Source organism: Pseudazoarcus sp. NS34 (genome assembly GCF_059703725.1).
This window is the reverse complement of record NZ_BAAKIZ010000001.1, coordinates 1,284,685-1,306,092: the sequence shown is the minus strand read 5'-3', so window position 1 is coordinate 1,306,092 and position 21,408 is coordinate 1,284,685. Positions and strand designations below refer to the sequence as shown.

Sequence of the window (21,408 nt, the reverse complement as noted above, 5' to 3'; positions counted from 1 at the left end):
CGCGCCCTCTTAAATAATCGGGTTGTGGACAGTGACCAGTTTGGTCCCGTCGGGGAAGGTCGCCTCGACCTGGATCTCCGGAATCATCTCCGCCACGCCTTCCATGACCTGTTCGCGCGTGAGGATGGTGGTGCCGAAGTGCATCAGGTCGGCCACCGTGCGGCCGTCGCGCGCACCTTCGAGGATGGCGCAGGTGATCAGCGCCACCGACTCCGGGTAGTTCAGCTTCACGCCACGCGCCAGTCGGCGTTCGGCCACGAGGCCGGCGGTGAAGATCAGCAGCTTGTCCTTCTCGCGGGGGCTCAGTTCCATTCGGCTCTCCAACGGGGCAAGGCCCCGGTTCAGGTGTTCCAGATACGCGGCGTTGCGGCAGGCCGACCGGTCAGCACCGGCCGCATCTGCGCCCACAAGCGCGCAAACCATTCACGCCCCGGCTCACAGGCCGGGCCCAGCCAGCGCGCCACCAGCACGCCCGGCAGCAAGGTCACGGCGCCCTCGCCCGCCTCGGAGGCAATCTCGCGCAGGGCGTCCCGCAGGGTCTCGTCGACTTCCGGGCCGATCAGCCACAAGGTGCCGCTCACCGGCAGGCCGGCCAGCCCCACCGGCGAATCAAGCAGCGCTCCGCCGCCCTCCACACAGCCGCGCTCGAGCCACAGCGGCTTGCCAGCAAGTTGAATGCGGGTATGTGTTGCAAAGCGCCCTTGGGTGAATCGCTCGCCCGAGCCGGTGCGCCCAAAACACGTCATCTCGGCGCCGATGAAGCGCGCGCCGGCTTCGAGCTCTATGTGCGTTGTCAGCGTGCCCTCGGCGCCATCGAACACAATGGATTCCTGCGGCAGCCATTCGCAAACGCCACCGGCCGCCACCTGCACGCTCTGCGACATCGTGGCCGGCCGGCCACCGCTGCGATACCACTTGCCGGCGCCCGGCGTGGTCAGCAGCGCATGTGCGCCCGCGCCGACGTGGGCAGTGATCTCCAGCGAGTCGCCGCCGACGATGCCGGCCGGCGGGTGCAGCACGATGGCGTGACACACCGCGTCGCCTTCCGGGTACAGGGGTTTCTGGATGCGCAGCGGTCCGAAGTGACGATTCCCGGCCAACACCGTGCGCTCGCCACGGCGGGCGAAATCGAGCGCAAGTGTCGCCTTCCAGCCCGTGGCACGCACGGCGGCGGGGGTGTCGTCGAGTTTCATGCGCGTACTGTAGCGAATGCCGCGCCGGACCACACTACGCAGGATTTCGTATGGCGCGGGTCCGAACGGGAGGGGAACGAGCGTCGTCGCTCAGCGCGGATGCCGAGCGACGTAAACCGTGCAGGATGATTCACCGCCGGTATAGGGGTTCGGGAACGGCACAACGTGCGCCGCCACCGATTCGAAAACCTCGCCGAGCAGCGCCTCGAAACCGGCGTGCGGCGGGTCGTCCGACCACAGCGCGAACACGCCGTCGGGCTTGAGCTGGCGCGTCATCGCACGCAGGGATTCGGCGGTGTAGAAGCCCGCATGCGATTCGTTGAGCACGTGCTGCGGCGTGTGGTCGATGTCGAGCAGGATGGCGTCGAAGCGCCGGCCCGGCTCGGCCAGAAAGCCGTCATCGGCCACCGCCAGCCGGAAGAAATCGCCATGCACGAAGCGGCAGCGCGCATCGGCCGTCAGCGTCGGCCCGAGCGGGCAGATGCCGGTCTCGTGCCACTCGATCACCGGCGCCAGCCAATCGACCACGTGGAGCGATTGCACCGCCGTGTTCTCCAGCACGGTCGCGGCGGTGTAGCCCAGGCCGAGCCCACCGACTATCACGTCCAGTTCCCCGCGCTCGAACGGCGCCAGGCCAAGCCGCGCAAGCGCTTCCTCGCTGGCCGTGAACAGGCTCGACATCAGGAATTCGTCGTTGAGCTTGATCTCGTACACGGTCACGCCGCCCAGACGCACCTCGCTGCGGCGGCGGATGCTGACCGCTCCGATGGGCGTTTCGCGGTAGTCGAGTTCGACAAAATCGATGTGCATGTCTGTGCGGGCCGGGCGGCCTCTCTGAAAACGGGGTTGGCAGCGCCGCGAGCGTCCGACGCCGCGCCGCTGCCGCGTCTTAACGCTCGGCCAGGCAGTCGGCGCAGAACACCACGGTAACGTCGCGTTCGAGTCGCTCGGGTTCGAGCGCCACGCCGCATTCACAACACGTACCGAAGCGGCCGCTGTTGATGCGGTCGCGGGTAGCGAGCAGTCTGCGGCGGCGCAACTGGATGCGCTCGACGGTAGACGGATCCTGCGGCACGGCGCCGCCAAGGGACGCATCGATGGAGGCTACTTCGTCATCAATGCGTGCGTGAAACGGGTGAGCATGGTGGGTCATCGCTGCTCCCGCGGTTGCCCGCGTCAATAAATCTGGTTATGCACTTCGTTGTGCTGCATCGCAGCAGGCACTATCATGCTGCCCTTCCGCTGCACACCCTCCTGCCGGAGCAGTCCGTTGTAACACGTTCCCCCGCCTGACTTCCGCCGACGCCAAAATAGTTCGGCAGATATCCCCGCCTTGCCGCTTCACGCTGCGACGGCGCGCGCTTCACGTGCCCGCTCGCGCTCGACCCCTGCCCATTTGCCGGGCCTCCGGACGAAGAACCATGTATCTGCAAACCATCCGAAAAGACTGGCTTTCCAACGTTCGCGGCGACGTGCTCGCCGGCCTCGTCGTCGCCCTGGCGCTGATTCCAGAGGCCATCGCGTTCTCGATCATCGCCGGCGTCGACCCCAAGGTCGGGCTCTACGCCTCGTTCTCGATGGCCGTCGTCATCGCCTTCACGGGTGGCCGCCCCGGCATGATCTCGGCCGCCACCGGCGCCATGGCGCTGCTCATGGTCACGCTGGTCAAGGAACACGGCCTGCAATACCTGCTCGCCGCCACGGTGCTCACCGGCGTGCTGCAGATCGCCGCCGGCATGCTGCGGCTCGACCTGCTGATGCGCTTCGTGTCGCGCTCGGTGGTCACCGGCTTCGTCAATGCGCTGGCCATCCTGATCTTCATGGCGCAACTGCCCGAGCTGATTAACGTGACGTGGGTGGTGTATGCCATGACCGCCGCCGGCCTCGGCATCATCTATCTGCTGCCGTTGGTGACGCGCATCGTGCCGTCGCCGCTGGTGACCATCGTCGTGCTCACCGCGGTTGCCATGTGGCTGAACCTGGACGTGCGCACGGTGGGCGACATGGGCGAACTGCCCGACAGCCTGCCGATGTTCCTGATCCCCGACATCCCGCTCAACTTCGAGACGCTGGCCATCATCTTCCCGTACTCGATGACGCTGATGGTGGTTGGCCTGCTCGAATCGATGATGACCGCCACCATCGTCGACGACCTCACCGACACCACCAGCGACAAGCGCCGCGAATGCATCGGCCAGGGCACGGCCAACATCGCCACCGGCTTCATCGGCGGCATGGCCGGCTGCGCGATGATCGGCCAGTCGGTGATCAACGTGAAATCCGGCGGCCGCGGGCGGCTTTCCACGCTGATCGCCGGCGTGGTGCTGCTGCTCATGGTCGTGTTCCTCGGCGATCTTGTCGGCCAGATCCCGATGGCCGCGCTGGTGGCGGTGATGATCATGGTGTCCATCGGCACCTTCAACTGGGCGTCCATCCGCAATCTGCGTGATCACCCGCCCAGCTCCAGCATCGTCATGGTCGCCACCGTCGTTGTCGTGGTCGCCACGCACGATCTGGCCAAGGGCGTGCTGGTCGGCGTGCTGCTCTCGGGCATCTTCTTCGCCCACAAGGTCGGCCGCGTATTGCGCGTGAGCTCGCGCACCGACGACCACGGCCGCGTGCGCCACTACCAGGTCAGCGGAGAGGTATTCTTTGCCTCGGCCGGCACCTTCAACGCCAGCTTCGATTTCCGCGAAGTCATCGAGCGCGTGCGGATTGACGTGACGCGCGCGCACTTCTGGGACATCACCGCCATCGACGCGCTCGACCGCGTGGTCATGAAATTCCGCCGCGACGGCACGGAAGTCGAAATCATCGGTCTGGATGAAGCCAGCAAGACGCTGATCGACCGCTTCGCCATCCACGACAAGTCCGACGCCGAAGCGCGGATGTCGAGCGGGCACTGAGGAGACGCACCCATGAACAACAAAGTAATCGGCTGCATCGACGGCACCGAAACCTCCGCCACGGTGTGCGAATACGCCACCTGGTCGGCGCTGCGCATGGCCGCCCCGCTCGAATTCCTGCATGTGCTCGACCGCCATCAAGAGGTCGCGCCCGTCAGTGACTTCTCCGGCAACCTCGCCGTCGGCGCGCAGGAAGATCTGCTGCGCCAGCTCGCCGACCTCGACGCCCAGCGCAGCAAGATCGCGCAGGAACACGGCCGCATGCTCATCGACGCCGCGCGCGGTCGCGCCGCCGAACTCGGCGTCAAGGCGCCCGAAGGCCTGCAACGCCACGGCACGCTGGTGGAAACGCTGGGCGAGATGGAAGAGACCACGCGGCTCATCGTGCTCGGCCGCCGCCACGTCGGCCAGGGCGCAGCCGACCAGCCGGTGCAGAACCACCGCCTGGAACGCGTCATCCGCGCCATCCACAAACCCATTCTCGCCACCGCCGCGCACTACAAGACGCCCGAGCGTTTCATGATCGCCTTCGACGGCAGCCCCACCGGCCGCAAGAACGTCGAACGCGTCGCCGCCAGCCCGTTGCTGGTCGGCCTGCCGTGCCACATCGTCAGTGTCGGCGGCGGCGCCTCGGTGAGCGACGCACAAGCCTGGGCACAGTCGAAACTGAACGCACGCGGCTTCGACGTCACCCTCGCCACTGACGACGGCGAGCCGGAAAAGGTGCTCGCCACCTACGCCGCCACCCACGACATCGACCTCGTGGTCATCGGCGCCTACGGCCACTCGCGCATCCGCCAGCTGATGATCGGCAGCACCACCACCAACCTCCTGCGCACCCTGCCGGTGGCGGTGCTGGTGTTGCGCTGAGCGCAAGCCCGCACTTGCACCGCCCTTCAAAGAAACCGCGCCCGCTGCAGGACACCCTGTAGCGGCGTCCCGCATTGAATCGGCTCGCCCGCCAGGCGCCCGCCTCCCGCCGCAGCACGTCCCCTAATCCTCAGCCCCATTCGTTGCGGACCTCCGTCTGCGGCCACCGTGCACGCCCCCCATCGGCTGATGGGAACCCTCCACCGGCACGCCACCGCTGCCGTGGGCTTCTCTTCGCTCGGCGCGACCCATGTCGTAATGCTATTCATCTATACAAAAAATCGGATATTTCAATGTGTTTCACGAGCGTAATCTGACTCGGCAATGACGTACGCCGTCGCCATGAATGCGCTCAGAACGCGCCCGTGGCGACCGCAGTGCATCACGCCGTCATCAAACGCATCAGCGGATCACATGGAGAATCCATCCGTGCATAACAACGCCTTTCATTCGACGTATCTCGCCGACCGGATCGGCAAGGTCGAACTGAGCAGCGACGCCGAACAACACGTCGCGGGCAGCTTCGGGGAGTTCGTGCTGACCTACACGGCCGGCTATTTCGGCATCGACGACACAGGCAGCCTGAAGATCGTGCATCGCTTTGCGAGCGACATGGGCAAGCCGCAGTTCGCCGACCCCAAGGGCTGGAACTACGTCACCGCCGAGGCCAGCAACGGCGCGGTGCTGGAAATGCGCTACGACCCCAAGGGCAACATCCGCCCGTGGGACAAGACCATCCACATCAAGGTCATGCGCGGCTTTCTGCGCGAGGGCGACACCATCACCATCCGGCTGGGCGACCGCCGCCAGGGCTCGCCCGGCATGCGCGTGCAGACCTTCTCGGAGCCGACCTTCGAGTACAAGGTGCTGGTCGACGCCTTCGCCACCTACAACTTCGTCGAGATCCCCGAGCAGCCGCCGATCTGCGTGGTGGGCGGCCCGCCGGTGCTGTTCAAGGCCATCCTGCCGACGCTGCGCCGCACGAGTGACCGCTTCCAGTTCGGCTTCAAGGGCGAAGACCGCTGGGGCAACCCCAGCCCCGCCGTAAGCGGGCGCTACCGACTGGTTGCGAGCCTGCCGGTCGAAGGCCTGCCGGAGTTCATCGACTACCCGCTCGGCGAACTGTCGCAGCGCGTGAGCGGGCTGCGGGCAAGCACGCCGGGCACGCTGGTGGTGAAGGTGCTCGACGCCTCGGGGCAGACCGTATGCGAATCGAACCCGATGACGATCGTCGAGGCCGCTGCGCTCTTGCCGTTCTGGGCCGACTTGCACGGGCAGTCCGAGGAAACCATTGGCACGAATTCTGCTGAAGATCTGCTTGTCTTCGCACGCGACCATGCCTTTCTCGACGCCATGAGCCATCAGGGCAACGACTTCCAGATCACGCAGAAATTCTGGCGTGAACTCAATGTGCTGACCGCACGGTTCAACCGGGACGATGAGTTCATCATCTTTCCCGGCTATGAGTGGTCCGGCAATACCGGGCTGGGCGGCGACCGCAACGTGATGTTCCGCGAGGAAGGGCGCCAGATTCACCGCTCGCACCACGCGCTGATCGATGACCTCTCCGACGCCGACACCGACGCGCACAGCGCCGAGGACCTGTTCGACGCGCTGCAGGACGAGGACTGCGTGGTGTTCGCCCACATCGGCGGACGCTACGCCGACATCAAGATGGCGCACGACGGGCGCATCGAGCGCTCCGTCGAGGTGCATTCGGACTGGGGCACCTTCGAGTGGCTCATCGAGGATGCGCTTGAGCAGGGCTACCGCGTGGGCATCCTCGCCAACTCCGACGGCCACAAGGGGCGCCACGGCGCGAGCCACCCCGGCGCCTCGCTGTTCGGCGCCTACGGCGGCCTGTCCTGCCTGCTCGCCGATCGGCTCACGCGCGACGCGCTGTTTGAGGCGCTGCGCAAACGTCACCACTACGCCACGACCGGCTGCCGCGCGCATGTCGAGACGGCGGTGAACTTCGACGCACCGGCCGAGCTCTTCGACGACGACCCGAACATGGGCGGCAAGCCGGTGGCGAACGTCACCACCTCGATGATGGGCGACATCCTGCGTTCCGACGCCGACGCAGTGACGCTCGACATCACCGTGAACACCGCATCACCGATCGAACGCATCGAAATCCGCAACGGCAAGGAGGTGCTGGAAACCTGGCGCCCCTACGCGGAAGCCGACCTCGGTCGCCGCATCCGTGTGATCTGGGAAGGCTCGGAATACCGCGGGCGTGGCCGCCAGTCGGTATGGGACGGTTCGGCCGAACTCGTCGGCGACCGCTTCGAGTCCTGCACGCCCATCAACATGTGGAACCTCGACAAGCCCATCGTGCGCGAGGACGAAACGCGGTTGTCGTGGAAGGCGCTCACCACCGGCGGCTTCGGCGGCTTCGACGCCGTGCTGGCCGACGGCGCATCGGGCCAGCTCAAGCTCGACACCCAGCTCGTAAGTGCGCAGCTCGCGCTCGACAGCATCGGGCTGGAAGACACCACGCTCACCACCGATGGCGGCATCAAACGCCAGATGCGGGTGTTCCGCCTGCCCGACACCCTCACCACCACGCGCGTCTCGCTGCGCAAACGCATCCCGTTGAGAACGGACGCGGGCGACAACGCGATTTACCTGTGCATCACGCTGGAAGACGGAAATCTGATCTGGACCAGCCCGACCTACGTTATCCGGTGACCCCGGTACGACGTTCCGTGACCGCGCCGCAGCCTGGTGTTGCCACTCAAACCTCCAAGGAGATGTCATGAAGTCAATCGCCGCTGTCATTGCCGCAACCTGCCTCGCCGTGGTCGCCGTACCGAGCTTCGCCGAGGACTATCCGTCGCGACCGATCCGCATGCTCGTACCCTTGGGCCCGGGCAGCTCCGGCGACATCCTCGGGCGCACCATCGGCGCAGAAATGGGCGAGGCCCTGGGTGCCAACGTGGTCGTCGAGAACAAGCCCGGCGCGGGCGGCACCATCGCCATGCGAGAGCTGTCCGGCGCCACCGCCGACGGCTACACCATCGCCCTGGCCTCGCAGGGCAACCTGGTGTTCAACATGGCGCTGTACTCCAAGCCCGGCTACGACACGCTCAAGGACTTCATTCCGGTGATCGAGATCGGCGGCGTGTCGAACGTGATGATCGTCCCGCCGAACAGCGACGTGACCACGCCGCAGGACCTCATCGACAAGGCCAAGAAGAATCCCGGCAAGGTCACTTTCTCGTCCGGCGGCGCGGGCACCAGCCATCACCTGTCGGGCGTGCTGTTCGGCCAGATGACGGACACCGACCTGCTGCACATTCCGTACAACGGCGCAGCCAAGGGCATCCTCGCGGTGATGGCGGGTGAAGTCGACGCCGGCTTCTTCAACACGCCGACCGTGGTCAGCCAGATCCGCGACGGCCGCCTCAAGGGGCTCGCCGTAACCAGCCTCACCAAGTCACCGCTGCTGCCCGAGCTCGCCACCCTCGACAGCGCCGCGATCAAGGGCTACGAGATCAACACCTGGTTCGGTCTGGTCGTACCGGCCGGCACGCCTGATGCCGTCGTCGCCAAGCTGCATGCCGCCGTCGCCAAGGCCCTGGGCAACCCGGAAGTGCAGAAGAAGCTCGGCGACATCGGCTTCGAACTGTCGCCGGTCGCCAGCTCGGACACCTTCAAGGCCCATATCGAGAAGGACTTCGAGACCTGGCCCGGCATCATCAAGGCCTCGGGTGCGGCGGTGAACTGATCGCACGGGCGGTCGGCTCCGGCAAGGCGCCGGGGCCGACGGCCATTTCCGAACGTAGCGAAGGACGCAAATGAGCTCCAAAGACGTCAAGGACATCGCCGGCGGCCTGTGCATGATCTGCATCGGCGTGTTCGCGGCGTGGTACGCACAACGCTACCCGATCGGCGAACTACGCAGGATGGGGCCCGGCTTCTTCCCCGTGGTACTGGGCGCGCTGCTCGTGCTGCTGGGCGTCGTCATCGCCATACCGGCCTTCTTCCGCAAGGGCACGCCGTTCCGCTTCGAAGCGAAAGGCTTCTGCTGGATCATGCTGAGCGTGATGATTTTCGCCTTCGGGCTGGTCAAGCTGGGGCTCGTGCTTTCCACCGTGGCCTCGGTCATCGCCGCGTCGATGGCCAGCGGCGTGAGCTGGCGAACCCGCATCACATTGGCAATCGCCGTCGCCGTCGTGACCTGGGCCGTCTTCAGCCTCGGGCTCGGCATGGCCGTGTCGGTCTGGTCGCGCTTCGGATGACCTCGATGACGACTTCCCCTTCAATCCGAATTCCCTTGAGGACCGCCTGATGGACTCCGGCACGATCGACGGACTGTTGCTCGGCCTGCAATCCATCATGCAGCCCGAACTGCTGTTCTACTGCTTCGCCGGGGTCTTCCTCGGCACCTTCGTCGGCGTACTGCCGGGCATTGGCTCGATCGCCACCATCTCGCTGCTGCTGCCGATCACCTATCACCTGCCGCCGGTCGGCGCCATCATCATGCTCGCCGGGGTGTATTACGGCTCGCAATACGGCGGCTCGACCTCGTCGATCCTGCTCAACGTACCGGGTCACGCAGCGGCGGTCGTCGCCTGCCTCGACGGCAACCCGATGGCCCGCCAGGGGCGCGCCGGCGTGGCGCTGTTCATGACCACGATCGCCTCCTTCGTCGGCGCCATGCTGGGCCTTGCGGCACTCGTGCTGTTCTCTCCGGCCATTGCCGAGGTCGGCATGCGCTTTGGCCCGGCGGAGTACTTTTCGATGATGGTGCTGGGGCTGGTTGCGGCCTCCACGCTGGCCTCCGGCTCACCGGCCAAGGGGCTCGCAATGGTCGTACTGGGCCTGCTGCTCGGCACCGTCGGCACCGACATCAACACGGGCACGGCGCGCTTCAGCTTCGACATGCCGGAGCTGATGGACGGCATCAACCTGGTTGCGCTGGCAATGGGCCTGTTCGGCATCTCGAAGCTGATCTCCAGCCTCGGCATGAACGCCGAGCCGCCCATCACCGACCGCATCACGCTGCGCTCGATGATCCCGACCCGCAAGGATGTGAAAGATTCGATCATGCCGATGCTGCGCGGCACCGGCATCGGCAGCCTGTTCGGCGCGCTTCCGGGCGCCGGCGCCTCGATCTCGGCCTTCATGGCCTATGCGGCCGAGAAGCGCCTCGCGCGTGATCCATCGCGTTTCGGCAAGGGCGCCATCGAAGGCCTCACCGCACCGGAGGCCGCCAACAACGCATCGGCCCAGACGGCCTTCGTGCCAACGCTTTCGCTGGGCATTCCCGGTGACGCGATCATGGCGCTGATGCTCGGCGCGCTGATGATCCACGGCATCCAGCCCGGCCCGATGCTGATCAACGATCAGCCCGAGCTGTTCTGGGGCCTGATCATGAGCTTCGCGGTCGGCAACGTGATGTTGATGGTGCTGAACATTCCGCTCATCGGGCTGTGGGTATCGGTGCTACGGATTCCGTACAACGTGCTCTACCCGGCCATCCTGGTGTTCATCTGCCTCGGCACCTACAGCGTGAACAACAACTGGTTCGACATCGTGCTGGTCGGCCTGATCGGCGCCTTCGGCTACCTGATGATGCTGCTGGATTTCGAACCCGCCCCGCTGCTGCTCGGCTTCGTGCTCGGCCCGATCATGGAAGAGAACCTGCGCCGCGCGCTGCTGCTCTCGCACGGCGACCTCACGACCTTCATCGACCGGCCGATCAGCATGTGGCTGCTGGTGGGCAGCGCTGCGATCATGCTGTCGTCGGTGATTGGTGTGCTGCTCCGCTCATGGCGCCGCAGGGTGCGCAACGCGGCAATTGCCGAAACGCTGGGCGCCGAGGGCAAGGCGGGCTGAATCCGGCAGCGCCTACTGCTCCTGCTGAAAGCGCCGCGCCTCGTGCCGCACGATCTGCATGAAGGCCTGAGCGGCCGGTGAAGTCGGGTGGTTGGCCTGACGCACGATCGACACCGGCCAGTGCAGTTGCGGGTTCCGCACGTGCACCGCCTGAATGCTGCCAGGCATCTGCGAACGCACGAAACTCGGCAGCAGCGCCACACCCATACCCGACTGGATCATGCCCACCACCGTCGACAGCAGCGTCACGCGCTGCTCGATCCGCGGATAAATGTTCTTGGCCAGCAACTGGCGGCTGATCTCAAGCCACGGAGGCGCATTGGGGTTGAGCTGAATGCACTGCAGCTCCGACAGCACCGACGCATCCACCTCTTCCGTGCGCGTCAGCGCACTGTCGGTGCGCACGAACAGCGCCACCCTGGACTCGAACACCGTCTCGGTCGCGATCTGCGAATCGCGCGACGAACTGACCGCACCGAGGCCCAGGTCGACCGCGTGCGACAGAATCTTGGCCTTGATCTCGTGCGCCATGCAGTCGGTGATGATGAGCTCCACCGTCGGATGCGCGCGCTTGAAGTGGTTGAGGATGCGCGGCAGCAGCACGGCGGCCGTCATGTGCCCCACCGCCACGCTGACCGACCCCGACTTCAGCGCCGCCTGGTCCTGACTCTCCTGCAGCGCCGTGTCGATCGACAGCAGCGCGCGCCGCGCCACGTCGGCAATGTGCGCGCCCTCGGGCGTGAGTTTCACATCGCGGCCACGCACCACCAGCGCCTGTCCGAGTTCCACTTCAAGCCGCCGGATCAGATGGCTGACCGAAGGCTGCGACAGGCCGAGCTGCTCCGCCGCCACTGTGAAACTCGCGGTCTGCCCAACTGCAATCAGGGCGCGCAATTGGCGCAGGGATACATCCGTCATCGGCTCATTCTGGCACGGAACATCGCCCGTATTGCTGCGCAATCCGTGCAGATTTCCTCACACCCATCCGAAGCATTCCTTCCCGCCAACTCGCACGCGAAGTGTTTGACCAACATATCGAAATTGTCATAGCCGCTGACAGCCTGACCCTGCCATACCGCAGGGCGTCGGAGCCCAGTGCACTGCGTCACATGCCCGCCCCAAAGCCGATGCAGCAACCCGAATACGCGATATGCATTTATTGTGCAGCCTTCCGAGCATCACCCGCGGAGGCTCCGCATGCGTCGCCTTGTCTGTCTGCTCTGGCTTGCCCTCACACCGGCACTCACGCTCGCCGGCGAAACCGCGCTCCCGCCCATGCTCGCCGACCGTTACCACGACGGCATCGACCCCGCGCCGTACTGGGTCAGCGAGAAGTACGACGGCGTGCGCGCCCGCTGGGATGGCCACGCCCTCACGCTGCGCGGCGGCGGCGCCATTGCCGCGCCGGATTGGTTCACCGCCGCACTGCCACCCGAAACGCTGGATGGCGAACTGTGGATGGGTCGGCGCACTTTCGACCGCCTCTCCGGCCTCGTCCGCCGCAACGCCCCCGACGACCCCGCCTGGCGCGAGGTGCGCTACATGCTCTTCGACCTGCCCGGCGCACCCGGCCCGTTCACCGCCCGCGTCGAGCGCATGCGCCAACTCGCCGCCACCGCCAACGTCCCGTGGCTGCAAGCCGCCCCGCAACGCCGCGTCGCCAACCACGCCGAACTGCAGCAATGGTTCGATGAAGTCGTGCAGGCCGGCGGCGAAGGCCTGATGCTCCACCACGCCGACGCCCACTGGACCCCCGGCCGCAACACCGCCCTGCTCAAACACACCCCTTGGCTCGACGACGAAGCCCGCGTCCTCGCCCACCTGCCCGGCAAAGGCCGACTGGAAGGCATGACTGGCTCGTTGCTGGTCGAATCCTCCGACGGCCGCCAGTTCCGCCTCGGCAGCGGGCTCACCGATGCGCAACGCCGCGATCCACCTGCGGTGGGGACGTTGGTGACGTATCGGTATCGGGAGCTGACGCCGAAGGGGATGCCGCGGTTTCCGGTGTTTGTGCGGGTGCGGGAGTTGCCGTGACCACTCTCCCGCCAATTGACAGCACAAACAGCCGAGCACAAACTAGTCAGGAAACTAGTCATATAGGTGAAATCATGCACTCATGGCCCGTACAAGACGCCAAGGCGCGGTTCAGCGAATTTCTGGATGCGTGCCTCGCTGAAGGCCCGCAGATGGTGACTCGGCGCGGTGCCGAGGCTGCCGTGCTGGTCCCGGTCAGCGAATGGCGCCGCCTGCAGTCCGCTGCCCGGCCTTCGCTCAAGGAACTGCTGCTGTCGGATCAGGCACGCACAGAACTGCTCGTGCCGCCTCGCGGCAAGGCCCGACGCCGCACGCCCGAAGCCCTGAGCTGACCAGCATGTACCTGCTCGATACCAACGTCGTCTCCGAACTGCGCAAACCCAAGCCGCACGGCGCCGTGGTGGCTTGGCTGCAGTCCGTCGATGATTCCTCCCTGTTCCTGTCCGCCGTCACCCTGGGCGAGATACAGGCCGGCATCGAACTCACCCGTGAGCAAGACCCGGCCAAGGCGACCGAAATTGAGGCTTGGCTGGAACTCGTCGCCAGCGCCTACAACATCCTGCCGATGGATGCAGCGGCCTTCAGGGCTTGGGCGAAACTCATGCACCGCAAATCCGACACGCTGTACGAGGACGCGATGATTGCAGCGACAGCGGCAACGAATGGGCTGGCGGTGGTGACTCGGAATGTCCGGGACCTCAAGGCGCTGGGCGTCGATGTCATCAACCCTTTCGCATAAGCTGTAGTGTCGGATCGGTGGGTCCGCCAAAACTACCAGCGGCGAAATCGTGGTCTGTCCCCTATTTGCGCGTGATGGCGTAACCCGATGTGCCGTGGGACATATGATGCTGCGAGGACAATGTAGTCCGGAGCTCAACATGCAGGGGACGCGATGGTGAAGGTATTTTTCTCATACACCCACAAGGACGAGGACTTGCGTAACCAGCTCGAAGCGCATCTTGCGTTGCTCAAACGCCAAGGTCTCATCGACAGCTGGCACGACAGAAGGATTGCGGCGGGAGACGAGCTTGATGAGTCTATTTCCGCGAATCTTGAATCCGCGGATATTGTGTTGCTCCTGGTCAGCAGCGATTTTCTTGCGTCGAATTACTGCTATTCGCGTGAGTTGGCCCGCGCGCTTGAGCTTCACGAGGCGGGTGGCACCCGTGTTATTCCGGTCATCCTGCGGCATTGCGACTGGCATTCGGCTCCGTTCGGGAAGCTCAGAGCGTTGCCGCGCGACGGACGCCCCGTGGTTGCATGGCCTGACCTGGACGAAGCCCTCGCAGATGTCGCGCGCGAGGTGCGGGCTGTCGTCGAGGCGGGCGCGCATCCGGGGGAGCGAGTTCCTGGCGTACTGGGTAGTGTTGCGAGGAGCATCTCCATGAGCGCTCCGCCCACAGCGCAGCATCAGCCTCGCTCAAGCAACCTGCGCCTGAAAAAAGAGTTCTCGGAGCGGGACCGTGATGAGTTCCTGCGGTCGAGCTTCGAGTACGCGTGCCGATACTTTGAGGGCTCGATTGATGCGCTGCACGAGCGCAATTCCGATGTCGAAGGTACATTCGAGCGAATTGATGGGAGAAGAATGGCCGCCGTGCTCTACCGCGGCGGCAAGAAGGTTGCGGAGTGCTCCGTTCGACTCGAAGGTTTGGGACGGGGAGGAGGCATCGCCTTCTTGTTCGATGCTTCGGCAATGTCCGGGGGATACAACGAGATGCTGAGCGTCGACGCTACTGACCAGCTGCTTTACTTGAAGTCGCTCGGCATGAACCATATCGTCGGACGCGAACAGCACCTGTCTGAAGAGGGGGCAGCCGAGTTCTTTTGGGGGATGTTTATCGCCCGATTGCAGGGTTGAATGCCTGTATTTCCGGAGGGGAATATGACTGACTTGCATCGTTTCCAGGTGGATGAAATCTGCGAGCGTGCGTTCGACCGCAAGCGGGAGAATTTCATCGTGGACCACGGGTTGGAAAATCAACCCGCAATCATCTGGCAGTGCATGCCCGTGGAACGCCTCGTAATTGATTTTGCGTCGGGATCTTTTGCGGCAATGCTTGAGACCGCTTCGAGCGACCTGTCGGATTTCCGGGATGGGTGGTGGTATGGATTCAGCACTGGACAGCGCGCGGCGAGAGTCTTTGACGGGTTCGCCTCCGCCAGTCCGCAAGACGCCTTAGCCCGTCACGGATGGGCCACCCAGTTGCACCGGGACGGCCATTTTCTCGCAGGTTTATGGAACTTCCCGGAAACGCATGAGCAGCAGGAGCACGCCAAACCGTTGGTGGCAGCGTTCCACGTCGAGGCGTTCGTCGATTTCGGCAGTTTGAGTGCTCGCCTCTTCGAAACTGCCGGGTATGCGGGCCCTGTGCTGTTCACCACCACGATGTGTTTTGCGGAGCGGTTCCGGTTCACGAATGACCACGGAGCAGTGAGTGCAACGCAGGTGAGACGTAAGCAGCTTCGCTGGTCGCTGGTCATGGCCCCGACGCCGAAGATGATTCCGGAAGTGTGTCTGGACATGGCACGTCAGTTCATGAGCGCCTTCGGTGTTGGCTTGCGACGACAGTGAGCGTTCAGCCCCTTGTGTCATGTTCCACAAGAATTTGTGGAAGCACCTCTCGGCGGGGCGGCCGCCCTTCAAGACTCCGAAAAAAGACATTCCGCGACCCCGAGCATTTCAACTTAAACCGCCAACTCTTCCCTCACGCCATCCGCATCCATATCCTCCCCCGCCCCGCGCATGACGATTTCGCCGCGCTCCATGAGCAGGTAGTGGTCGGATAGATCACGGGCGAAGTCGTAGTACTGCTCGACCAGCAGGATGGCCATTTCTCCGGACTCCGCCAGCATGCGGATGGCGTTGCCGATGTCCTTGATGATGGAGGGCTGGATGCCTTCGGTGGGCTCATCCAGGATGAGCAGCTTGGGACCGAAGGCCAAGGCGCGGCCGATGGCGAGTTGCTGTTGCTGGCCGCCGGAGAGGTCGCCGCCGCGGCGGTGCATCATCTGCTTGAGCACGGGGAACATGTCGAAGATGCGCTCGGGGATCCTTGCGCTGCCGGGGCAGGTGGCGAGGCCCATGAGCAGGTTCTCTTCGACCGTGAGGCGCGGGAAGATTTCGCGGCCTTGCGGCACGTAGCCGATGCCGGACGACACGCGTTTGTAGGACGGGGCTTTGGTGATGTCGGCGCCGTTGAGCGTGATGGCGCCCTGGGCTGAGGGGACGAGGCCCATCAGCGTTTTGAGCAGGGTGGTCTTGCCGACACCGTTGCGGCCCAGCAGGGTGGTGACCTTGCCGACGGGCACTTCAAACGACAGCCCGCGCAGGATGTGACTGCCGCCGCCGTAGTACTGGTGGAGGTTTTCTACCTTAAGCATGCCCGTTCACCGTCCCAAATAAACTTCAATCACACGTTCATCCGCCTGCACCTCGGCCAGCGGGCCTTCGGCCAGCACGGAGCCTTCGTGCAGCACGGTGACCTTGCCGCCAAGTGCTTCGACGAAGCTCATGTCGTGTTCGACGACGACCAGCGAGTGTTCGCCGGCGAGGCTGACGAAGAGTTCGGCGGTGCGTTCGGTTTCGTCGTCGGTCATGCCGGCCACGGGCTCGTCGAGCAGCAGCAGCTTGGGCTCCTGCATCAGCAGCATGCCGATTTCCAGCCATTGCTTCTGGCCGTGCGAGAGCAGGCCGGCGACGCGGTCGGCAGCGTCGGTGAGGCGGATGCGCTTGAGGGTGTCGGCGATGCGGTCGCGCTCGGCGTCGGACAGGCGCGCGAACAGCGCGCGACGCACGCGCTTGTCGGTTTTCATGGCGAGTTCGAGGTTTTCGAACACGGTGAGCTGCTCGAACACGGTGGGCTTCTGGAACTTGCGGCCGATGCCCATGTGGGCGATCTGCGGCTCGGTCATCTTGGTGAGGTCGATGGTCTGGCCGAAGTAGGCCTTGCCGGAGTCGGGCCGGGTCTTGCCGGTGATGACGTCCATCATGGTGGTCTTGCCGGCGCCGTTGGGGCCGATGATGCAGCGCAGCTCGCCCACGTCCACCGCCAGCGACAGCTTGTTGAGCGCGCAGAAGCCGTCGAAGGACACGGTGATGTCGTCCAGATACAGGATGACGTTGTGCGAGAGGTCGAGCTCGCCGGCCCGCACGACGTGCGGCGAGGGGCCGGTGGAGTGGCCACGCGGCTCGGCGCTGGTGGCGTCGTCCTCACGGCCACGCAGGAAGAAATCGGCATTCATGCGCCTGCTCCTTTCACGGCCGGGCCGCTGACGGGTTCGGTGGATTCATCGCGGGCAGATTCGCGCGCGGCGGGGGCAGCCGGAGTTTCGGGCTGGCTCTTGCCCTTACGGATGCGCGCCCAGAAGTCGCGCACCAGGCCGACGATGCCGTTGGGCATGAACAGCGTCACCGCAATGAACAGGAAGCCGAGCACGAAGGGCCAGTATTCGGGGAACGACACGGTGAACCAGGTCTTGGCGAAGTTCACCACGCCGGCCCCCACCACCGCCCCGACCAGCGAGCCGCGCCCGCCGACCGCCACCCACACCGCGATCTCGATGGAGTTGGCCGGGCTCATTTCAGACGGGTTGATGATGCCGACCTGCGGCACATACAGCGCGCCGGCCAGGCCGCACAACACGGCCGACAGCGTCCAGATGAAGAGCTTGTAGTGCAGCGGGTTGTAGCCGATGAACATGACGCGGCTTTCGGCATCGCGAATGGCGGCCAGCACGCGGCCGAAGCGCGAGGTGACCAGATAGCGGCCGAGCAGCAGGCAGAAGATAAGCAGCAGCGCGGACAGGGCAAACAGCACCACGCGGGTTTCCGGCGCGGTGATGGAATGGCCGAGGATGCGCTTGAAGTCGGTGAAGCCGTTGTTGCCGCCAAAGCCGGTTTCATTGCGGAAGAACAGCAGCATGGCGGCGTAGGTGAGCGCCTGCGTGATGATCGAGAAATACACGCCCTTGATGCGCGAGCGGAACGCAAACCAGCCGAACACAAAGGCCACCACGCCCGGCAGCGCCATGGCGAGGAAGATGGCCCAGACGAAGGAATCCGAACCCGCCCAGTACCAGGGCAGCTCCTTCCACGCGAGGAAGACCATGAAGTCCGGCAGATCGGCGCCGTAGCTGCCGTCGCGCCCGATCTGGCGCATCAAATACATGCCGAAGGCGTAGCCGCCGAGCGCGAAGAACATGCCGTGGCCCAGGCTAAGAATGCCGGCGTAGCCCCAGATCAGGTCCATGGCCACGGCGACGACCATGTAGCACAGGATCTTGCCGAGCAGGCTGACCCAGTAGGCCGACAGGTGCAGCGCGTGATCGGCCGGCAAGCCGAGGTGCGCAAAGGGCACCCACAGGAAGGCGACCAGCGCGAACACGGCGAGCGCGATGCGGGCCGAGGCCGGCATGTTGCTGAAGAGACGGATGGTGAAAGGCGTGCGCATGCTTCCGGCCCTTATTGGTCAGCGAACCGGCCCTTCAAGGCAAAGATGCCCTGAGGACGCTTCTGGATGAACATGATGATGAAAGCCAGCACCAGGATCTTGGCGATGACCGCGCCGGTCCAGCCTTCGAGCAGCTTGGAGAAGATGCCCAGACCGAAGGCCGCCGACACTGCGCCGGCGAGCTGGCCGACCCCGCCCAGCACCACGACCATGAAGGAATCGACGATGTAGCCCTGCCCCATGGCCGGGCCGACGTTGGCGATCTGCGACAGCGCGAGGCCACCGAGGCCCGCCACGCCGGCACCGATGGCAAAGGCCATGGTGTCGACCCGCGCGGTGGGTACGCCGACGCAGCCGGCCATCGGGCGATTCTGCGTGACGGCGCGCACGAACATGCCCAGCCGCGTCTTCTGCATCATCAGCCAGATCAGTGCGAGCACGAAGAACGAGAAGCCGAGGATGAAGATGCGGTTCCACGGCAGCGACAGGCCGGCGAACACCTCGACGCTGCCGGACATCCACGACGGGTTGGTGAGCTCAAGGTTTTGCGGGCCGAAGATCACGCGCGCGGCCTGGATCAGCACCAGCGAGATACCCCAGGTGGCCAACAGCGATTCGAGCGGGCGGCCGTACAAGTAGCGCAGCACGGTGCGCTCCATGACGATGCCGACCGCCGCCGCGACAAAGAAGGCCACCGGCACCGCCGCCAGCACGTAGTAATCAAAGTATTCCGGGAAGTGCAGGCGGAACAGGTTCTGCACCAGAAAGGTGGCGTAGGCGCCGACCATCAGCAGCTCGCCGTGCGCCATGTTGATGACGCCCATGACGCCGAATGTGATGGCCAGACCGAGCGCGGCGAGCAGCAGGATGGAGCCGAGCGACAGGCCCGAAAAGGCGGTGGCGACGGTCTGCGCGAAGGCCACGCGGCGCTCGATGGCGGTGATGGAATCGGTCGCGGCGGCGCGCACGGCGGGGTCGGCTTCCTGCCAGTTGCCGGCAGCGTCGCGCTCGACCAGCGGGGCGAGCAGCGTGAGTACGGCGCGCGAGGAAGAAGAGCCGAGTGCTTCGGCCGCGGCCAGACGTTCGGCGGGGTCGTCGGAGGCAAGCTGCACGCGCGCCATGGCCTGAATGATCAGGTCGCGAATGGCCTCGACCTTTTCGTTTTCGATCACGCGGCGGAACAGCGGCAACAAGGGCTCGGAAGCGTTGTTGATGAGGATTTCGGCGGCGGCGAGGCGTTCGGCCTGGCTGCCGGATTCAAGAGTAAGACCCGCCTTGGCGGTCGCGACGGCGCGACGCAGGCGGTTGTTCAGGCGCAGCGGCGAGACCTCGTCCGCGGCGATTTCCAGCGTTTCGCCGGTGGCCAGATCAATCACGGCGCCGTCACGCAGCAGCACGGCACGGCCATCCACGGCCGCGAAGTTGCCGGCTTCCATTGCCTCGACCACCTCGGCCCCGGTCGCACCGCCAATAGCGAGCGCCTCGATGGCGGAAATGCGGGTGGTGAAATCGGCCGAACCCAAGCCTTCGAACACTTCGGCGGGCAGGGTGGCGTGAGCCGGCGCAGCAACAAACGCGCAGACCAGAGCAAGGCGGCACAACAGCGTGCGGAACATGATCGGAACCTCGGAGAAACGGGAACGGCGGGAGACGGGGCCGCGCTGGCCGCCGCCCCCCGCCCGGTGCAGGCTTACATGCCCTGCTTGGACTCGTTACCGGCGATGAACGGGCTCCACGGCTGAGCGCGAACCGGCTTGTCGGTCTCCCACACCACGTCGAACTGGCCGTCTTCCGTGACTTCACCGATCAACACCGGTTTGTGCAGGTGATGGTTGGTCTTGTCCATGGTCAGCGTGAAGCCCGACGGCGACTTGAAGGTCTGGCCGCCCATGGCCGCGATGACCTTGTCGGTGTCGGTGGTGCCGGCCTTCTCGACGGCCTGCTTCCACATGTGGATGCCTACGTAGGTGGCTTCCATCGGGTCGTTGGTGACCACGGTGTCGGCGTTCGGCACGTTGTTGGCCTTGGCCCAGGCCTTGTACTTGGCGATGAAGGCCTTGTTCTCGGCATTCTCGACCGACATGAAGTAGTTCCACGCGGCGAGGTGACCCAGCAGCGGCTTGGTATCCACGCCGCGCAGCTCCTCTTCACCGACCGAGAACGCCACCACCGGCACGTCGGTCGCCTTCAGGCCTGCGTTACCCAGCTCGCGGTAGAACGGCACGTTGGAGTCGCCGTTGATGGTCGAGATGACCGCCGTCTTGCCACCCGCCGAGAACTTCTTGATGTTGGCGATGATGGTCTGGTAGTCGCTGTGACCGAACGGGGTGTACTCCTCCATGATGTCGGAGTCCTTCACACCCTTGCTCTTCAGGAAGGCGCGCAGGATCTTGTTGGTGGTGCGCGGATAGACGTAGTCGGTGCCCAGCAGCACGAAGCGCTTGGCGCCACCGCCCTCGGCACTCATCAGGTATTCGGTGGCCGGAATGGCCTGCTGGTTCGGCGCGGCGCCGGTGTAGAACACGTTCTTCTCGAGCTCTTCACCCTCGTACTGCACCGGGTAGAACAGCAGGCTGTTGAGTTCCTTGAACACCGGCAGCACCGACTTGCGGCTGACCGACGTCCAGCAACCGAATACCACTGAAACCTTGTCCTGCGAGATGAGCTGACGCGCACGCTCGGCGAACAACGGCCAGTTGGAGGCCGGGTCGACCACCACCGGCTCCAGCTTCTTGCCGAGCACACCACCGGCGGCGTTGATTTCCTCGATGGTCATCAGCGCGACGTTCTTCAGCGCGGTCTCGGAAATCGCCATCGTGCCGGACAGCGAGTGCAGCACGCCGACCTTGATGGTGTCAGCAGCGGACGCCGCGATCGGCATGCCGATGGCCGCGATGGAGGCAGAAAGTACGAGTGACTTGATGAAGGTACGACGGTTTTGCATGACGGTGTCCCCTGAACGTTGGAAAGGAATTCGCGTGTTGCAGTGCGAGTTCAGGGTAGGTCTGCAGTGATGCAGCGGGAATACGCAACATGGCGTAGGGGGTGCGTAGGCGGGCGCGCCGAGGGGCGCAGCGCAGCCCACACGGCATCCCCAAGCGCGGCCAG

The 21,408-nt window shown here is 65.0% G+C and carries 21 protein-coding genes; 11 read left to right on the top strand and 10 right to left on the bottom strand.

The window, feature by feature from the left end; all coding sequences use genetic code 11:
* Window positions 1-9: 9 nt before the first annotated feature.
* From AC6H0N_RS06270 to AC6H0N_RS06255, 4 genes are all read right to left on the bottom strand, one after another.
* A complete protein-coding gene (locus AC6H0N_RS06270) occupies window positions 10-312 on the bottom strand; it encodes an urease subunit gamma (protein ID WP_497573208.1) in 303 nt (100 codons plus the stop codon).
* A gap of 29 nt (window positions 313-341) precedes the next feature.
* Window positions 342-1,193: an urease accessory protein UreD gene (locus AC6H0N_RS06265; RefSeq protein ID WP_497573207.1), complete on the bottom strand. Its 852-nt coding sequence runs from the start codon at window positions 1,191-1,193 to the stop codon at window positions 342-344.
* Window positions 1,194-1,283: 90 nt separating this feature from the next.
* Window positions 1,284-2,003 (bottom strand): polyamine aminopropyltransferase, encoded by a 720-nt coding sequence (locus tag AC6H0N_RS06260; protein WP_497573206.1) that lies wholly within the window; start codon window positions 2,001-2,003, stop codon window positions 1,284-1,286.
* A 79-nt stretch (window positions 2,004-2,082) separates the two neighbouring features.
* Window positions 2,083-2,346, bottom strand: coding sequence for a hypothetical protein (locus AC6H0N_RS06255; protein ID WP_497573205.1), 264 nt, complete (start codon window positions 2,344-2,346; stop codon window positions 2,083-2,085).
* Window positions 2,347-2,614: 268 nt separating this feature from the next.
* Between AC6H0N_RS06255 and AC6H0N_RS06250 the strand changes: the two genes are divergently transcribed.
* The 6 genes from AC6H0N_RS06250 to AC6H0N_RS06225 all read left to right on the top strand — a co-directional run bounded on the left by AC6H0N_RS06250 (window position 2,615) and on the right by AC6H0N_RS06225 (window position 10,816).
* Window positions 2,615-4,099 (top strand): SulP family inorganic anion transporter, encoded by a 1,485-nt coding sequence (locus AC6H0N_RS06250; RefSeq protein WP_497573204.1) that lies wholly within the window; start codon window positions 2,615-2,617, stop codon window positions 4,097-4,099.
* Window positions 4,100-4,111: 12 nt separating this feature from the next.
* Window positions 4,112-4,969 (top strand): universal stress protein, encoded by an 858-nt coding sequence (locus tag AC6H0N_RS06245; protein WP_497573203.1) that lies wholly within the window; start codon window positions 4,112-4,114, stop codon window positions 4,967-4,969.
* A 414-nt stretch (window positions 4,970-5,383) separates the two neighbouring features.
* Window positions 5,384-7,663, top strand: coding sequence for a DUF3604 domain-containing protein (locus AC6H0N_RS06240; RefSeq protein WP_497573202.1), 2,280 nt, complete (start codon window positions 5,384-5,386; stop codon window positions 7,661-7,663).
* A gap of 67 nt (window positions 7,664-7,730) precedes the next feature.
* On the top strand, window positions 7,731-8,702 hold the full coding sequence (locus tag AC6H0N_RS06235) for a Bug family tripartite tricarboxylate transporter substrate binding protein (protein ID WP_497573201.1): 972 nt from the start codon (window positions 7,731-7,733) through the stop codon (window positions 8,700-8,702).
* 70 nt (window positions 8,703-8,772) lie between these two features.
* The gene (locus AC6H0N_RS06230; RefSeq protein WP_497573200.1) at window positions 8,773-9,216 is read left to right on the top strand and encodes a tripartite tricarboxylate transporter TctB family protein; all 444 of its coding nucleotides are present in this window, start codon (window positions 8,773-8,775) and stop codon (window positions 9,214-9,216) included.
* A gap of 49 nt (window positions 9,217-9,265) precedes the next feature.
* Entirely contained in the window at window positions 9,266-10,816 is a 1,551-nt protein-coding gene (locus AC6H0N_RS06225; RefSeq protein ID WP_497573199.1) for a tripartite tricarboxylate transporter permease, read from the top strand.
* 12 nt (window positions 10,817-10,828) lie between these two features.
* Here the strand turns inward: AC6H0N_RS06225 and AC6H0N_RS06220 are convergent, their stop codons facing one another.
* Entirely contained in the window at window positions 10,829-11,734 is a 906-nt protein-coding gene (locus AC6H0N_RS06220) for a LysR family transcriptional regulator (RefSeq protein WP_497573198.1), read from the bottom strand.
* 279 nt (window positions 11,735-12,013) lie between these two features.
* Here AC6H0N_RS06220 and AC6H0N_RS06215 point away from each other — a divergent pair, with 279 nt between their 5' ends.
* From AC6H0N_RS06215 to AC6H0N_RS06195, 5 genes are all read left to right on the top strand, one after another.
* Window positions 12,014-12,850, top strand: coding sequence for a DNA ligase (locus AC6H0N_RS06215; protein ID WP_497573197.1), 837 nt, complete (start codon window positions 12,014-12,016; stop codon window positions 12,848-12,850).
* A 74-nt stretch (window positions 12,851-12,924) separates the two neighbouring features.
* Window positions 12,925-13,182 carry a type II toxin-antitoxin system Phd/YefM family antitoxin gene (locus AC6H0N_RS06210; protein ID WP_497573196.1) on the top strand — a complete coding sequence of 86 codons (258 nt, stop codon included), beginning with the start codon at window positions 12,925-12,927 and terminating at the stop codon, window positions 13,180-13,182.
* 5 nt (window positions 13,183-13,187) lie between these two features.
* Window positions 13,188-13,589 carry a type II toxin-antitoxin system VapC family toxin gene (locus AC6H0N_RS06205; protein WP_497573195.1) on the top strand — a complete coding sequence of 134 codons (402 nt, stop codon included), beginning with the start codon at window positions 13,188-13,190 and terminating at the stop codon, window positions 13,587-13,589.
* Window positions 13,590-13,742: 153 nt separating this feature from the next.
* Window positions 13,743-14,708, top strand: coding sequence for a toll/interleukin-1 receptor domain-containing protein (locus AC6H0N_RS06200; RefSeq protein WP_497573194.1), 966 nt, complete (start codon window positions 13,743-13,745; stop codon window positions 14,706-14,708).
* A gap of 24 nt (window positions 14,709-14,732) precedes the next feature.
* Window positions 14,733-15,422: a hypothetical protein gene (locus AC6H0N_RS06195; RefSeq protein ID WP_497573193.1), complete on the top strand. Its 690-nt coding sequence runs from the start codon at window positions 14,733-14,735 to the stop codon at window positions 15,420-15,422.
* A 113-nt stretch (window positions 15,423-15,535) separates the two neighbouring features.
* Here AC6H0N_RS06195 and urtE read toward each other — a convergent pair whose 3' ends face one another.
* The 5 genes from urtE to urtA form a co-directional block, all read right to left on the bottom strand.
* Window positions 15,536-16,231 carry an urea ABC transporter ATP-binding subunit UrtE gene (urtE, locus tag AC6H0N_RS06190; RefSeq protein ID WP_497573192.1) on the bottom strand — a complete coding sequence of 232 codons (696 nt, stop codon included), beginning with the start codon at window positions 16,229-16,231 and terminating at the stop codon, window positions 15,536-15,538.
* Between the two features lie 6 nt (window positions 16,232-16,237).
* Window positions 16,238-17,092, bottom strand: a complete 855-nt coding sequence (urtD, locus tag AC6H0N_RS06185) for an urea ABC transporter ATP-binding protein UrtD (RefSeq protein WP_497573191.1) — start codon at window positions 17,090-17,092, stop codon at window positions 16,238-16,240.
* On the bottom strand, window positions 17,089-18,300 hold the full coding sequence (urtC, locus tag AC6H0N_RS06180) for an urea ABC transporter permease subunit UrtC (RefSeq protein ID WP_497573190.1): 1,212 nt from the start codon (window positions 18,298-18,300) through the stop codon (window positions 17,089-17,091). The genes urtD and urtC overlap by 4 nt, the downstream gene beginning before the upstream one ends.
* A gap of 11 nt (window positions 18,301-18,311) precedes the next feature.
* On the bottom strand, window positions 18,312-19,916 hold the full coding sequence (gene urtB / locus AC6H0N_RS06175) for an urea ABC transporter permease subunit UrtB (RefSeq protein ID WP_497573189.1): 1,605 nt from the start codon (window positions 19,914-19,916) through the stop codon (window positions 18,312-18,314).
* Between the two features lie 74 nt (window positions 19,917-19,990).
* A complete protein-coding gene (gene urtA / locus AC6H0N_RS06170; protein ID WP_497573188.1) occupies window positions 19,991-21,244 on the bottom strand; it encodes an urea ABC transporter substrate-binding protein in 1,254 nt (417 codons plus the stop codon).
* Between the last annotated feature and the right edge of the window lie 164 nt (window positions 21,245-21,408).